The following is a 14,020-nucleotide window of genomic DNA, read 5'->3' as shown; positions in this document are numbered from 1 at the left end:
GTCATTTTCCCTGCGCTGACCAGCCCTACAACAATTCAATTGATGTAAAAAGCTGCGCGGGCTCTATCCTGTCAGTCATCGATACCGGGCGTTCCCGGCTTTTGTCATGGATTACGAGCGTTCTATGTTGCTGGCAAGTTTTTTTGGCTTGGTCATGGGCCTTGTCCTCGGATTGACCGGTGCCGGTGGCGGCATTCTTGCTGTCCCGGCCCTGGTGCTGGGGTTGGGTTTGACCATGACACAGGCGGCACCCGTCGCCTTGTTTGCGGTGGGAAGCGCGGCGGCGGTCGGGGCGATTGACGGGTTGCGCCATGGCCTGGTGCGCTATCGCGCGGCGCTGTTGATTGCATTGTTGGGGGCGATTTTTTCCCCGGTCGGCATTTACTTTGCCCATCAGTTGCCTGAAAAAATCCTGATGATTCTGTTCAGCCTGCTGATGGTCATGGTGGCCTGGCGGATGCTGCGCCGCGAGCGCCAGGACGAAGGCCCGAGCGATCACGGGCACGCCAACTGGGGCCAGAAAAACTGCATGCTCGATCAACAGACCGGACGCTTTTCCTGGACCGCCAAATGCACCGCAACCCTGGCGGCGCTCGGCGCGGTGACCGGTGTTGTTTCCGGGTTGCTCGGGGTCGGGGGCGGGTTTCTGATCGTCCCGGCGTTCAAGCAACTGACTGATGTGCAGATGCGCGGAATTGTGGCGACGTCCCTGATGGTGATCAGTCTGATTTCCGCCATCGGCGTGATCGGTGCGTTTCAGGCCGGGGTGCGGATCGATGGGCTGGGCGTGTCGTTCATCGTCGCCAGCGTGGTCGGCATGATCCTTGGCCGCCAGCTTTGCGCCCGAGTCCCGGCCAGGGCCTTGCAGATCGGCTTCGCCAGCGTCTGCGCCGTGGTCGCTGGCTACATGCTTTTCAGAGCCGGCGTCTAACCGTCTTATGCCGCGTGGTCGGCAGCGGCGCGGACTACGAGACTCGCGGAATTGCGCTGTTTCATGACGTCAACGACAACCTGAAGCTGGTGGCCGAGTACAACCAGTTCGAAATCAACGGCCACGACACCAGCGCGCAGAACGAAGACACCGACACCTTTGCAGTGGGGGCGGTGCTGACCTGGTAACCCGGACACAACGCAGATCCCCTGTAGGAGCGAGGCTTGCCCGCGAAGAGGCCGTCACATGCAATATGAATGTTGACTGACACACCGCTTTCGCGGGCAAGCCTCGCTCCTACAAGGGATCGAAGGTGTCTGCCAGATATCTCATCCCATCGAACCGCCTGACCGCTACCCAAGTAGCATACGTAGCAGCCCATAGCCTTCGTACACTCCAACCTCATACATGCGCACCTGCGGGAGGCGACGATGCAGCAGGTTCAGAGCGAAGGTGTCGTCAGTGCAATGTCCCAGTCGACCGATGCCGAACAGGTGGCTCAGGAACTGGCGCGGCAGCTATTGCATCCGCATTTGGGGTTCGTGTTGTTTTTCTGTTCCGCCGAATACGACTTGCAGGTGCTGGGTCAGGCCTTGCAACAAAGCTTCGGTGGTATTCGCCTGGTCGGCTGCACCAGCGCCGGTGAAATCACCCCGTTGGGTTACGGCCGCAACTGCGTGACGGCGGTAGGTTTCGACCATCGGCATTTTTCCATCGACGCCGAACTGATCGACGAGATGGAGCGATTCAGCCTGATCGACGCCCAGCAAATGGTCGAGCGTCTGGTCAGTGGCTGTCGCAGCAACACCCTGGCGCCGATCAAGGGCAACAGCTTTGCCCTGACCCTGCTGGATGGTTTGTCCAGCCGTGAAGAAATGGTCCTCGCGGCGCTGAGCGCGGCGTTGGGCGACATCCCGCATTTCGGCGGTTCGGCCGGCGACGACAATTACCTGACCCATACCCACGTCTATTTCAATGGCGAGTTCCACAGTGGCGCGGCGGTGGTGGTGCTGGTCAACACCTGGCTGGATTTCGAAGTCTTCACGACCCACCACATCCTGCCGCGGGCAGAAAAACTGGTGGTCACCGGAGCCGACAGCCCTTCGCGCCGGGTTTTCGAACTGAATGCCGAACCCGCCGCCGAGGAGTACGCCCGGCACATCGGCGTGCCCGTGGCCGAGCTCGATCACCGGATCTTCGCCGCACACCCGCTGGCGGTGCGGATCAACGATCAGTACTACGTACGGGCGATCCAGCAGGTTCATCCGGACCTGAGCCTGAGTTTCTACTGTGCAGTGGAAAACGGCATCGTCCTCACGGTCATGACGCCCGGCCCGATGCTGCCGAACCTGCAGAATCTGTTCGAGGGGTTGCAGGAACGCCTCGGAGACCTGTTGCTGACCATCGGTTGCGATTGTTTTCTCAGGCGTCTGGAACTGGAAGACGGCGGCAACCTGGAGCAGATCGGTACGTTTTTGCGTGACCAGCGGGTGATGGGTTTCAACACCTACGGAGAACAGTTCAATGGCATGCACATCAACCAGACCTTCACCGGGGTTGCCATTGCCCGAGGCCGGTCCCCTGGACATCGTTGAGCTTCAGGCGCAAGTCGCCAGCCTGCGACACGAAAACCAGAAACTGCAGCGCATCAATGGCGCGCTGATCGAACGGATCGAATCCGGTATCACCCGCGGCAACGACCCGTACGCGGCGTTCCAGCATTCGGTGGTGCTGGCCGAACAGGTCCGTGAGCGCACCGATGCCTTGAACCAGGCCATGGCCGAACTCAAGTCGGGCAATCATTTGCTCAGCGAAGCGCGCTTGCGTGCAGAAACCGCGCATCAACACCTGATCGACGCCATCGAGAGCATCTCCGACGCTTTTGTACTGTTCGATGCCGACCAGCGAATCGTGCTGTTCAACAGCCGCTTCAAGGCGTTCTGGGGCAACAGTCGGGTGCGGATCAACGCCGGCATGCGCCTGGCGGAAGTCAAGCGACTGATGATCGTCACCGGGCTGTTTACCGAGGAACCGCGCGGGCAGGCCGACGAAAACCTGTTGTTTCGCCTGCAGAACGGTCGCTGGCTGCAAGTCAGCGAACGGCCGACCCAAGAGGGCGGGCGGGTGATCCTGTTCACCGACATTACCGACGTCAAACTCAGCGAAACGGTGCGCCGCGAGCAGGCGGTGGCGCAGAAATCCCATTTGCTGCAACGGGCGGTCGACAACCTGTCCCAAGGCGTGGCGATGGTCAACGCCGAGGGCATACTCGAATTGTGGAACCGGCGTTTTCTCGAGCTCAGCGGCCTTGCGCCCGTGGCGGCGCACCGGCCGTTCGCCGAAGTGATCGCCGACAGCGAGCTGAACCTGCTGACCCCCGCCAGCCGCGACGGCAACGGGCGCCCGGTGCAGGAATGCGAGCAGCGTCTTTACGATGGCCGAGTCCTGGAAATTCGCACGCACCCGTTGCCCACCGGCGGCTTCGTCAACACCTTCACCGACATCACCGAACGCTACCAGCACGCCGAAGCGCTGAGCGAAAGCGAGCGCTGGATTCGCCTGATCACCGACCACGTACCGGCGCTGATCGCCTACCTCAATGCCGACCTGGTCTACGAATTCACCAACAAGGTTTATGAAGAATGGTACTGCTGGCCTCGCGGCGTCATGCTCGGGCAAAGCCTGCGCGAGGTGCACAGTGAGCAACATTATCAGCGGCTGGAAGCCTACGTGGCCCGGGCATTGGCCGGCGAAAGCGTGACGTTCGAGTTTGCCGAAACCAACATCAATAATCAGGAGCGCTACATGCTGCGCTCCTATGTGCCGAATCGGCTGGTCACCGGGGAGGTGGTGGGGATTTTCGTGTTGATCCGCGACATCACCGAGCGCCGCCGCACCGCCGAGGCGCTGCACCAGGCGTATCAAAACCTTGAACTGCGGGTACGTGAGCGTACGGCGGAGCTGACCACCCTCAATGAGCAGCTGCTGCGCGAGATTGACGAACGCCGGCGCGTGGAATCACGCCTGCGCGAAGCCAAGCTCGACGCCGAACAGGCCAACCTGTCGAAGACCAAATTTCTCGCCGCCGTCAGCCATGACTTGTTGCAGCCACTGAATGCCGCGCGACTGTTTACCAGCGCCTTGCTCGAACGCCGGGAGCCGGTGGCCAACGAGATTCTGGTGCGTAACGTCAGCAATTCCCTGGAAGACGTGGAAAACCTGCTGGGCACCCTGGTGGATATTTCCAAACTCGATGCCGGGGTGATCAAGGCCGACATTGCGCCGTTCGCCTTGAGCGAATTGCTGGAAAACCTCGCCGCGGAGTACACCCAGGTGGCCCGCAGTGAGGGGCTTGAGCTGCATTTCATCCCGTGTTCGGCGCTGGTGCGCAGCGACATTCAATTACTCGCGCGGATCCTGCGGAACCTGTTGAGCAACGCTATTCGCTACACCTACAGCGGCCGGGTGGTGCTCGGTTGCCGGCGTCATCATCAACGCCTGTCGATCGAGGTCTGGGACAGCGGCATGGGCATTGCGCACAACCGTCTGGAAGAGATTTTCCAGGAGTTCAAGCGCGGTGATGTGCAGCGTCCGGATCAGGATCGCGGGTTGGGTCTGGGGCTGGCGATTGTCGAGAAAATTGCCGGGATTCTCGGGCACCGCATTCACGTGCGATCGTGGCCGGGCAAGGGCTCGATGTTTTCCGTCGAAGTACCGCTGAGCGCTACGGCACCCAAGGCACTGCCGAGCCTGCTGATGAGTGAGCCGATGCTCGAGCGTCTGCGCGGTGCGCGAGTTTGGGTGCTGGATAACGATGCGGCGATTTGTGCCGGCATGCGTACGTTGCTGGAAGGTTGGGGGTGTCTGGTGGTGACGGCGTTGTCGGAGCAGGACCTGGCGCGGCAAGTGGACAACTATCACGCCGAAGCGGATTTGCTGATCGCCGACTATCACCTGGATGACGAGCAGAACGGTGTGGATGCGGTGGCCCGGATCAACGCCCGGCGCGGCTCAGCCATTCCGGCGATGATGATCACCGCCAACTACAGCAATGAGCTCAAATTGCAGATTCGTGAGTTGGGGCACACCTTGATGCACAAACCGGTGCGGCCGATGAAGCTCAAGACGGCGATGAGTCACCTGCTCGGCCTATCCCGTTAACTCTCCGGACACTAAATCTGTGGCGAGGGAGCTTGCTCCCGTTCGACTGCGAAGCAGTCGTAAATCAGGCAACTCGGTTTATCTGGAAGTTTGCAGGGGGCCGCTTCGCGACCCAGCGGGAGCAAGCTCCCTCGCCACAGAGATTGGGGAATCCCAACATTCAACGCCGCAGATAAGAGCCGAAATCAATATCCCCGGCACTCAGGATCGCCTGCACCCGGTTGTGCACGTTGAGTTTGCGCAGGATCGCCGAGACGTGGGCCTTGACCGTGGTTTCGGCGATTTCCAGGGTGTAGGCGATCTGTTTGTTCGACTCGCCCTTGGTCATGCGTTCCAGCACCAGCAACTGCTTGCGGGTCAGGGCCTGGAGCAGCTCCTGCGGGAAGCTCGGGTTATCGTTCATCCGGCGGTGGGTGCCGCTTTTTTGCGTGCGGATGATGTCCGGCGGCAGGTAGACGTTGCCGTTGAGAATCTGCTGGATCGCCTCGGTCATTTGCACCCGCGGCGAGGATTTGGTGATGAAACCCACCGCACCATAGGTGATGGCTTGCAGCACGATCTGCTTGTCCTGCTCGGCGGAGACGATCACCACCGGGATGGTCGGCGCCTCGTTGCGCAGGTTGATAAGGCCATTGAGGCCGTGCATCCCCGGCATGTTCAGGTCGAGCAGGATCAGGTCCAGGTCGTCATGTTCCTGAGTCAGCGCCAGGGCACTGTCGAGGTCGGCGGTTTCCATGACTTCGGTGCCCGGGAAACCATCGCTGATGACGTTATGAATGGCTTCGCGAAACAGCGGGTGATCGTCGGCAATCAGAATTTTGTACATAGCCTTTCACCTCATTATTTTGATTATGGTGTGGCAACAACACGCACGCGTAAAGGTCAGGGAAAGGGTTCGGGCCGGGCGGGCGCCACGGGCAGGTTCGCCGCTTGCCAGGCATCCAGGCCATCGCGATACCAATACAGAGTCTTATAACCCATGGCGGCGGCGCGCTTGACCGCGTTCCAGCTCAACCAGCAATCGGAGCGGCAGTAGAAGACCAGCGGTTGCGCAAGATCGCCCGCGGTCAATGTGTTCAGGTTACGCGCAAAATAGCCCTGCCAGTCGGGCGTCAGGTCGCCATCGCCGGTATTGGCCAGCCAATGACTGCCGGGCAGGTTCTCATGGGGCTGGTCTTCGATGAAGCGCCCTTGCAGCCATTGACGGCGATAGACGTCGATCAGCACCGGGCGTGGTGTCTGGGTGAGCAGGGTTTGCAGGGCCGGCGTATCGATGATGGATGCGCCTTGCAGTTGATTCGGGGTCGGGCTGCGGTAGAGGCCGATGCGATAGCCTTCGGCGGAGAACAGCGGTGTCTCGGCCTGCGCGGCGCCCAGCAACAAACTCAGCGACAGCGCAGCGAGAGAAGGGCGTAGCAGACGACGTCGGGCACGCGGCATGGGGTTCAATCCTTATAGTTATGAACCCATTACATGCCAGTCCCGGTGCGTTGGGAATGCGACGATAGACAGGAAAACCAGTACTAAAGTAGTAATTTCACCCCTGTGTTCAGCACAGATCCCCTGTGGGAGCGGGCTTGCCCGCGATAGCGATCTTTCAGTCGACATTAATGTTGAATGTGCGGGCGCCATCGCGGGCAAGCCCGCTCCGACAGGGGACTTGTGTGGTCAGTTGGCTTTGCGCAAGGCGGCATGCTGCGGGTTGAAGGTGAGCACGGCGAGCAGGGCAAACAACAATGTCAGCCCCACACACACCGCCAGCGCCAACGGATTGAAGCGTTCATACAACGCGAACCTCACCAGCTCCACCGCATGGGTAAACGGGTTCAACGCACACAACCCGTACAACCACTCGCTGGACTCACGCATCTTCCACAGCGGATACAGCGCCGAGGACAGGAAGAACAACGGGAAGATCACGAAATTCATCACCCCGGCGAAGTTTTCCAACTGACGGATGGCATTCGACAGCAACAGGCCCAGCGCGCTGAGCATCAACGCAACCAGCAACAACGCCGGCAAAGCGATCAACAGCCCCATGGCCGGTGGTTGCACGCCGTACACCCAGGCAATCGCCAGAAAGGCATACACCTGCAACAGCGAAATCAACGACGTTGCCAACAATTTGCTGCACAGCAGGAATGTCCGGGGCAGGGGGCTGGTCAGCAGCACGCGCATGCTGCCCATCTCCCGGTCGTAGACCATCGACAATGAACCTTGCATGCCATTGAACAGCAGAATCATGCAGGCCAGGCCAGGGATGATGTAGACCTCATACGGGATGTACGTGTCGTAGGGCTCGATAATGGCAATGCCCAGGGCCGCGCGAAAACCGGCGGCGAACACCAGTAGCCACAGCAACGGCCGGACAAGCGCACTGAGAAACCGCGTGCGCTGCAACACGAAACGCAGCCATTCGCGCAGCACGATGCCGCTGAAACATTGCCAGTAAGCATTCATCGGGCGGCTCCAGAGGTCGTCAGGCGAGCGAAGGCGCAACCGAGGTCGCCGCCGTGTTCCAGGCTCAGGGCGTCGGCTTGTCCGCTGGCCACCAAATGCCCTTGGTGAAGAATCAGCAAATCATCGCTGGGCTGCACTTCATCCAGCAAATGGGTGGTCCAGAGCACACTGATGTATTGCTCGCGGCACAAATTGCGGATGTGTTGATTGAGTGCCAGGCGACTGGCCGGGTCGAGGCCGACGCTCGCCTCGTCGAGCAGCAACAGGCGTGGCTCATGCAGCAGCGCGCGGGCGATTTCCACCCGGCGACGATGCCCGCCATTCAGTTCGCGCACTCGCTCGCGCCGGCGTTCGGTCAGCGTTTGCCGGGCCAGTTCGGCGTCGACCCGCAAGTTGGTCTGGCGCCGCGACATCCCATGCAGCGCGGCGTGATACCGCAGGTTCTGCTCAACGCTGAGGTCCAGGTCCAGGGTGCTTTGCTGGAACACCACACCCAATTGCCTCAGCGCCGGGCGCGGCTCATTGCGCAGCGAGAAGCCTCCGACGCGGATGTCGCCCCGCTGCAAATCGTAGAGCCGGGTGAGCAGCGCGATCAGGGTCGATTTTCCTGCACCGTTGGGCCCCAGCAGCGCCGCGAAACGCCCCGGCTCCAGGCAGAAACTCACCTGGCGCAACGCCTCCCGCGAGCCATAGGCAAAGCTCAGGTCGCTGACTTCCAGTGCGTTCATGGCGTCACCACCACGCCCCACGGATAGCGCCCGACCTTCACCGATTTGCTGACCTTGAGGCTGTCGACATCGATCACCGACACATCGCCGCTGACACCATTGGTCGCCAGCAATTGCTTCTGATCCGGGGTAAACGCCATCTGCCAGACGCGTCGGCCGACCAGCAGATAGTCGAGGATTTCGAAGGTCCTGGCATCGATCACCGCCACATGATTGGCCGGACCGAGCGCGACGAAACCATACTTGCCGTCGGCACTGAGTTTGATGCCCACCGGCTGAACCTTGTCCGGGTGTACGCCTTTGATCTGGAAGTTCAGGGTCTTGAGCACCTGGCGGGTCGCGACATCGAGAATGGTCACCGTGCCGCCGATTTCCGCCGAGGCCCAGAGCTTCGAACCATCGGGCGCGAACTCGACGAAACGCGGTCGCTGATCCACCAGCGTGCTGTCGGCCAGGGTCTGAGTGCTGGTGTCGATCCAGTGCAGCATGTTGGTGGTTTCACTGGTGTTCACCGCCCACTTGCCGTCAGGGCTGACCGCCATGCCTTCGGGTTCGACGCCGACGTTGATCTGGCTCAGCACCTTGGAAGTTTCAGTGTCGATCACCGTCACCAGCGCATCGTCCTCGTTGGAAACGTAGAGCCAGCGATTGTTCGGGTGCAGGGCGAATTGCTCGGGGTCCTTGCCCGAAGGCAGTTCCTTGATGATCTTGCGCGTGGCGACATCCATCACTTGCACCCGGTCCGAATCACTGGCGCAGATGTACAGCAGCTTGCTGTCGTGGGACAGCAGCAGACCGCGTGGGCGCTGGCCGACGGGCAGGGTGTCGGTGACTTGCAAGGTCTGCATGTCGATCAGGCTGAGGCTGTTGTCTTTCTCGTTCGAGACCCAGGCGGTGCTGGCCGCGGCCTGCCCGGCAGTGAGTAGCAGGGCGCATGAAAGCAGGGTGCGGCGCATGGCAGATTCCTTATTGTTGTGGAGGCAATATCAGGGAAAGCGGCAGCTGACCTCCGGCTTGTCGTAACCGAGGCTGTCCATTTCGTTGAAAGGGTGCAGAAAGCCGTCCTGCGGCGAGGTACTGACCAGCGCCCGCGGCTGGACGATGGGGATCGGTTGGCGCAACTGGCCGTTCCAAGGGCGATAACTGAGCTTGCGACCCTTGAAACCGTCCAGCGGCAATTGATCGCTGATTTCCAGCGTACGGATCGCCGTCGGATCGGTCTGACGCAGTTTGCTCACTGCGCTGGCGATGCTGCGCACAGCCATCCACGCGGCAAAGTCGCGGTCGTTCATCCAGCGCCCGGCCATGGCTTCGAAGCGCTTTTGCAATTGTGCGGCGCCGTAGGTTTCCACGGTCTTGTGCCAACCGACCGGGGTCAGGCCTTGAGTGCCGGCCACCGGGCGCGGATACCAGGTCTGGTAGGGCACGTATTCGCCGAAGTCACCGCGTTCATCGGCCACCAGCACCACGTCGTACTCGGCGGTCTGGGTGAACAGCGGCATGTCGGCCTGGGCGCTGCGGCGCTGGTCGTTATCGAAACTCCAGGCCTTTTCCGCGACCAGTTGCACGCCGAAGCGTTTCGCCGCACGGCGCAGGGCGGCGGCATAGGCTTGATCGTCAGCGGTCGGGCCGACGATCAGCAGCGCCCGTTGCCATTTGCGCACCACCAGAAATTGCGCCAGCGCATCGGCCAGCATCGCCCGGCTCGGCAGCGTGTGCAGCACGTTCGGCAAGCAGTCGGTGGTGCGCAGGCTGTCATCCGGGCTGCCGGCGTTGAACAGCAAACTGTCAGGCAGGGCGGCGCTGAGTTGGCGCAGGCTGGCCACTGGCGCGTTTACCACAAACAGGCGCAGACCTTGCGCGTGTTGAGCCGTGGCCGCCTCAAGCAAGGCCTCCGGGCTGTCGGCGTTGACGCTGGCCAGGCTGTAACTGTGATTGAGAAAACGCCCGGTGCTGTTGCTGTCGGTGATCGCCAGTTCGGCGCCACGCCCTCCGGCATCGACCGGCTCGGGAATGACGTTGGACAGTAGCGGCCCCGGATCAGGGCGAAAACCCAGGTAGCCGATCTGCACCTGCAAGGGCGCGTCGGCCGCCTGACTCTGGGTCGCCAGCCCGGCGGCGCAGGCAATCGCCAGCAGATAGATCAGGGCGTAAGGGGCAAGCTGGCGCATAAGGCACTCCATTACAGGTAGCGCCAGCATAGGAAGCATGAGCGGGTGGGGAAATATGCAGAAAGTACTGATGGGCCAGTACCAAGGTCGTAACGCGTCCGAGTGTCGGCCAATTGCCCTACTACCAAGGAACTAGACGGCGGCCACCAAAGCAGCATGGGGCTGGCGCGAAACGCTTCCTAAGATGGTTGCCATAGCCTCTGCCAAGAGGTTTTGCGTGCAATCCTGAGGGCATAACAATGACAACAAAACGCAACGCCTTGCTCGTTGCCGGACTGCTGGCCGGTTTTATCAGTGCAGGTTCTGTCTGGGCCCACGGCAACGTGGTTCCACAAGCCGTCGAAACCAAGGGCCTGACCCCGATCAAGGACGCCGGCGTACAGGTTGATGGCGATGGCTGGGCGGCGGTAAACCCTTACCGTACGACACCCGAGCACGACAAAGCCGTGGAAATCGGCTCATCGGCCTACAACCAGAACTGCGCGGCCTGTCATGGCCTGGAAGCCAAGTCCGGCGGCATCGCTCCCGATTTGCGCATGCTCGATGTCGGCGACGCCGGTGATGAATGGTTCGTCGAACGGGTCCGCAACGGTGCCGTACGGGACGGCCGGGTGTACATGCCGAAGATGGCCGATTACCTGAGTCAGGAAGCCCTGTGGGCTGTGCGCACTTACCTGGACAGCGTTCACGTCGAGGAGTAATGCATGCGCCTGCTCGCTGTGTTGATCAGCGCCGTGCTGCTGTGCTGCCAGGCGGTGCAGGCGCAGGTCCGTACCTATGACGAAATGATCGCCGCCGGGGAGCTGAAGGTGGCGGTCTACAAAGACTTCGCCCCCTACAGTTTCGAAGACGCCGGCCAGCCCCGTGGCGTGGATGTCGAGCTGGCCGAGGCCTTGGCCAGAGCCCTTGGCGTTCATTTGAAACTGATCTGGGCGCCCGCCGGCGAGAAGCTCGACGACGACCTGCGCGACTACATCTGGCGCGCCAGTCAGTTGCACGATCTGCAATTGGCCGACCTGATGATGCGCGTGCCCTATGACCAGGATTACGCGCGCAAGCGCAACGAACTGGGTGAACTGGAAAACGGCCATGTGGTGATGTTCGGTCCGTACCAGAACGAGCAATGGCAAGTCGCTTATGACCGCCGTCGGCTCGAGTCGGTGGGCAGTGTTGCGGTGTTCGAGCACCACCCGATTGGCGTCGAGGTCGACAGCGTGCCGTCGTTCTACCTGACCTCGATTTTCAACGGCATGCTCGCCGGCAAAACCCGCCACTACCCCGGCGTGCCCCAGGCGTTCGCGGCCATGAAGGCCGGTGAAGTCGACGCGGTCATGGCGATGCGCGGCGAGATCGACTGGCAGGTTCACGAGGCGGCGGACCCGCAACTCGCGCTGGCGGAAAACGCCTATCCGAACATGGGCAAGCAACTCTGGGAGATCGGCATGGCGGTGCACGAAAGCAATCGTCAGTTGGCCTATGCCGTGGAAGAGGCGCTGGAAACCTTGATCCGCGAAGGCGCGGTGAAAGCCATTTATGCCCGTTACGGCCTGCGGTATGACGTGCCGGAGATGTATCAACAGTGAACTGGAGCGTGCGTTGTCTGTTGGCCTGTTGGCTACCCTTGGCCGCGCACGCGGCAGCCATCGAGCCGGGGAAAGACCCGGTGCCCTCGGTCATGTGGGCCTTCTATCACAAGCAGATGCTTGGCGATGCGCCGTTCGTATTCGACGAGCGGGTCAAGCTGCTGACGCCGCCGTTCGCCGAAGACGCCCGACAAGTGCCGCTGGAAATCGACGCCCGGGCGTTCAAGGGCGAGGTGGTAAAAATCCTTGCGTGGGCCGAACTCAATCCGTTGCCGAAAATTGTCGATTTTCAACCGCTGGATCGTGTGCTGCCGTGGCTGTCGATCCGCATCCGTATCGAACAAGCCACGCCGTTGCGTGCAGCGGTCCTGACCCGCGACGGGCTGTGGCATGTCGGCTCGACCCTGATCGATGCGGCGGGCGGCGGTTGCACGGCGCCGAGCGTGGTGCGCACCCAGCCGGGTTGGGAAGAGCACATTGGCGAAGTCATCGGTGGGCGCTATCCCCGTGGCGAATTCAGCCGCTTGCGTTTGCAGGTGGCGCACCCGATGGACAACGGCATGGTCGGTGGCATCCCGGAGTTTTTCATCAACCATGCCGAGCTGCGGGATCACAACGATCAGTTGCTGGCCCGCCTCGAACTGTTTCCCGCCGTCAGCGAAAACCCCAACCTGGCGTTCGACATCGAAGGGGCAGGGCAGACGCGCTTGTCGTTGCGCGACAACAGCGGCAACCAGTTTGATGCGGCCATACCCTGACTCAGAGGAACGCGTGATGCGCTGGATGCTGCTGTTGTTCATGAGCCTGAGCCTTCCTGCGCTGGCCGATCTCGACTATTCACTCAAGCCTCGCCAGATCGCCGCAGACACCTGGCTACTGGAAGGCAGCACCGACAATTTCGCCAAGGGCAACGGTGGGAATATCGTCAACACCGCGTTCATCGTCACCGAACGCGGTGTGGTGGTGATCGATACCGGGCCGTCGAAGCGTTACGGCGAAAGTATGCGCAAAGTGATCGCCGCGACCACCGATAAACCTGTGATCCAGGTGTTGCTGACGCATCATCACCCGGACCATGTGCTGGGTAATCAAGCCTTCAGTGACGTGCCGATCGGCGCGTTGGCCGGCACGACTGAGTTACTTGGGCAGCAGGGCGACGCCATGGCCGAGAACATGTACCGGCTGGTGGGTGACTGGATGCGTGGCACCGAAGTGGTGTTGCCGACCGAGACGCTGACACCGGGCGTGCGAAATTTTGGGGATCACGATCTGCGCCTGCTGAGCCTGGGTGGGCACACCGGCGCTGATCTGGCTATTCTCGACCAGAAAACCGGCGTGCTGTTTGGCGGGGATCTGGTGTTTTACCAACGGGCGTTGACCACGCCCAACAGTCCGGGATTGTCGGTGTGGCTGGCGGACATTGCGACACTGCAGGGCTTGCCGTGGACAATGATTGTGCCCGGCCATGGCCCGCTGGCCACGGACGCAAAACCGTTCGAGCAAATGCGCGACTACCTTGGCTGGCTCGATCAACTGATGCGTGACGGCGCGGCCAATGGCAGCGATATGGGCGAGATGATCCGTAGTCCCATCCCCGAACGGTTCGCGGCGATCAGCCTGAGCCGCTATGAACTGATCCGCAGCGTCAGTCATCTCTACCCGCGCTACGAGCGCGCACAGATGACCCGAGTCGATTCCGCCGCAAACAAATGAACAACACAGAACCCTGTGGGAGCGAGCCTGCTCGCGATGGCGGTGTGTCAGGCATCATTAATGTTGAATGTTCTGGCCTCATCGCGAGCAGGCTCGCTCCCACAGGGGACCGATGTCGATCAGGAAATCCGGTATTCATCTCCTCCGACCCGCTACTAAGGAACTAGCAATCTCAGCACTGCGGGCAATTGTTGGAAGGGCGGCGGCGCCCAAGAATCTGCACCAGACCGGGAAAATTTCCCGGGTATAACAAAAACCGCAGAGGCAGCCGTC

At 61.2% G+C, this 14,020-nt stretch carries 13 protein-coding genes and 1 pseudogene; 8 read left to right on the top strand and 6 right to left on the bottom strand.

Annotation, left to right across the window (positions count from 1 at the left end; genetic code table 11):
• Positions 1-124: 124 nt before the first annotated feature.
• The 4 genes and pseudogenes from KJF94_RS12830 (at position 125) to nahK (ending at position 5,092) form a co-directional block, all read left to right on the top strand.
• Positions 125-931: a sulfite exporter TauE/SafE family protein gene (locus KJF94_RS12830; RefSeq protein WP_214383913.1), complete on the top strand. Its 807-nt coding sequence runs from the start codon at positions 125-127 to the stop codon at positions 929-931.
• A 14-nt stretch (positions 932-945) separates the two neighbouring features.
• Positions 946-1,119 (top strand): annotated as a pseudogene (locus tag KJF94_RS12825) (porin); the annotation flags it as partial.
• A 243-nt stretch (positions 1,120-1,362) separates the two neighbouring features.
• Entirely contained in the window at positions 1,363-2,526 is a 1,164-nt protein-coding gene (gene nosP / locus KJF94_RS12820; protein WP_214383911.1) for a nitric oxide-sensing protein NosP, read from the top strand.
• Complete coding sequence (gene nahK, locus KJF94_RS12815; protein WP_214384858.1) at positions 2,495-5,092, top strand: hybrid sensor histidine kinase/response regulator NahK/ErcS'; 2,598 nt, start codon at positions 2,495-2,497, stop codon at positions 5,090-5,092. Before nosP ends, nahK begins: the two co-directional genes overlap by 32 nt.
• 160 nt (positions 5,093-5,252) lie before the next feature.
• Here the strand turns inward: nahK and KJF94_RS12810 are convergent, their stop codons facing one another.
• From KJF94_RS12810 to KJF94_RS12785, 6 genes are all read right to left on the bottom strand, one after another.
• Complete coding sequence (locus KJF94_RS12810) at positions 5,253-5,918, bottom strand: response regulator transcription factor (RefSeq protein ID WP_214383910.1); 666 nt, start codon at positions 5,916-5,918, stop codon at positions 5,253-5,255.
• Between the two features lie 56 nt (positions 5,919-5,974).
• Positions 5,975-6,532, bottom strand: coding sequence for a PQQ-dependent catabolism-associated CXXCW motif protein (locus KJF94_RS12805; protein WP_214383908.1), 558 nt, complete (start codon positions 6,530-6,532; stop codon positions 5,975-5,977).
• A gap of 228 nt (positions 6,533-6,760) precedes the next feature.
• Positions 6,761-7,552 carry an ABC transporter permease gene (locus tag KJF94_RS12800; RefSeq protein WP_214383906.1) on the bottom strand — a complete coding sequence of 264 codons (792 nt, stop codon included), beginning with the start codon at positions 7,550-7,552 and terminating at the stop codon, positions 6,761-6,763.
• Complete coding sequence (locus tag KJF94_RS12795) at positions 7,549-8,280, bottom strand: ABC transporter ATP-binding protein (protein ID WP_214383904.1); 732 nt, start codon at positions 8,278-8,280, stop codon at positions 7,549-7,551. The genes KJF94_RS12800 and KJF94_RS12795 overlap by 4 nt, the downstream gene beginning before the upstream one ends.
• Positions 8,277-9,236 carry a YVTN family beta-propeller repeat protein gene (locus KJF94_RS12790; protein WP_214383902.1) on the bottom strand — a complete coding sequence of 320 codons (960 nt, stop codon included), beginning with the start codon at positions 9,234-9,236 and terminating at the stop codon, positions 8,277-8,279. Before KJF94_RS12790 ends, KJF94_RS12795 begins: the two co-directional genes overlap by 4 nt.
• Before the next feature lie 30 nt (positions 9,237-9,266).
• Positions 9,267-10,451 carry an ABC transporter substrate-binding protein gene (locus KJF94_RS12785; RefSeq protein WP_214383900.1) on the bottom strand — a complete coding sequence of 395 codons (1,185 nt, stop codon included), beginning with the start codon at positions 10,449-10,451 and terminating at the stop codon, positions 9,267-9,269.
• Between the two features lie 239 nt (positions 10,452-10,690).
• On the opposite strand from KJF94_RS12785, the gene pedF reads away from it, so the two are divergent.
• Genes pedF through KJF94_RS12765 form a run of 4 tightly spaced genes read left to right on the top strand, consistent with a single transcriptional unit; the run spans position 10,691 to position 13,747 of the window.
• Complete coding sequence (gene pedF, locus KJF94_RS12780; RefSeq protein WP_214383898.1) at positions 10,691-11,152, top strand: cytochrome c-550 PedF; 462 nt, start codon at positions 10,691-10,693, stop codon at positions 11,150-11,152.
• 3 nt (positions 11,153-11,155) lie between these two features.
• Positions 11,156-12,034 carry a substrate-binding periplasmic protein gene (locus KJF94_RS12775; RefSeq protein ID WP_214383896.1) on the top strand — a complete coding sequence of 293 codons (879 nt, stop codon included), beginning with the start codon at positions 11,156-11,158 and terminating at the stop codon, positions 12,032-12,034.
• The gene (locus tag KJF94_RS12770) at positions 12,031-12,792 is read left to right on the top strand and encodes a quinoprotein dehydrogenase-associated SoxYZ-like carrier (RefSeq protein ID WP_214383894.1); all 762 of its coding nucleotides are present in this window, start codon (positions 12,031-12,033) and stop codon (positions 12,790-12,792) included. Before KJF94_RS12775 ends, KJF94_RS12770 begins: the two co-directional genes overlap by 4 nt.
• Positions 12,793-12,808: 16 nt before the next feature.
• Complete coding sequence (locus KJF94_RS12765) at positions 12,809-13,747, top strand: quinoprotein relay system zinc metallohydrolase 1 (RefSeq protein WP_214383892.1); 939 nt, start codon at positions 12,809-12,811, stop codon at positions 13,745-13,747.
• The last annotated feature ends 273 nt before the right edge of the window (positions 13,748-14,020 follow it).

The organism is Pseudomonas hormoni (assembly GCF_018502625.1).
Lineage (GTDB): Bacteria > Pseudomonadota > Gammaproteobacteria > Pseudomonadales > Pseudomonadaceae > Aquipseudomonas > Aquipseudomonas hormoni.
The sequence above is the reverse complement of the archived record's forward strand: the minus strand, read 5'-3'. Positions and strand labels throughout refer to the sequence as shown.

What these genes read in the sequence shown, in the direction of transcription:
- KJF94_RS12830 (WP_214383913.1), top strand. Translation starts at nt 125, where the DNA reads ATGTTGCTGGCAAGTTTTTTTGGCTTGGTCATGGGCCTTGTCCTCGGA.
- nosP (WP_214383911.1), top strand. Translation starts at nt 1,363, where the DNA reads ATGCAGCAGGTTCAGAGCGAAGGTGTCGTCAGTGCAATGTCCCAGTCG.
- KJF94_RS12810 (WP_214383910.1), bottom strand. Translation starts at nt 5,918, where the DNA reads ATGTACAAAATTCTGATTGCCGACGATCACCCGCTGTTTCGCGAAGCC.
- KJF94_RS12805 (WP_214383908.1), bottom strand. Translation starts at nt 6,532, where the DNA reads ATGCCGCGTGCCCGACGTCGTCTGCTACGCCCTTCTCTCGCTGCGCTG.
- KJF94_RS12800 (WP_214383906.1), bottom strand. Translation starts at nt 7,552, where the DNA reads ATGAATGCTTACTGGCAATGTTTCAGCGGCATCGTGCTGCGCGAATGG.
- KJF94_RS12795 (WP_214383904.1), bottom strand. Translation starts at nt 8,280, where the DNA reads ATGAACGCACTGGAAGTCAGCGACCTGAGCTTTGCCTATGGCTCGCGG.
- KJF94_RS12790 (WP_214383902.1), bottom strand. Translation starts at nt 9,236, where the DNA reads ATGCGCCGCACCCTGCTTTCATGCGCCCTGCTACTCACTGCCGGGCAG.
- KJF94_RS12785 (WP_214383900.1), bottom strand. Translation starts at nt 10,451, where the DNA reads ATGCGCCAGCTTGCCCCTTACGCCCTGATCTATCTGCTGGCGATTGCC.
- pedF (WP_214383898.1), top strand. Translation starts at nt 10,691, where the DNA reads ATGACAACAAAACGCAACGCCTTGCTCGTTGCCGGACTGCTGGCCGGT.
- KJF94_RS12775 (WP_214383896.1), top strand. Translation starts at nt 11,156, where the DNA reads ATGCGCCTGCTCGCTGTGTTGATCAGCGCCGTGCTGCTGTGCTGCCAG.
- KJF94_RS12765 (WP_214383892.1), top strand. Translation starts at nt 12,809, where the DNA reads ATGCGCTGGATGCTGCTGTTGTTCATGAGCCTGAGCCTTCCTGCGCTG.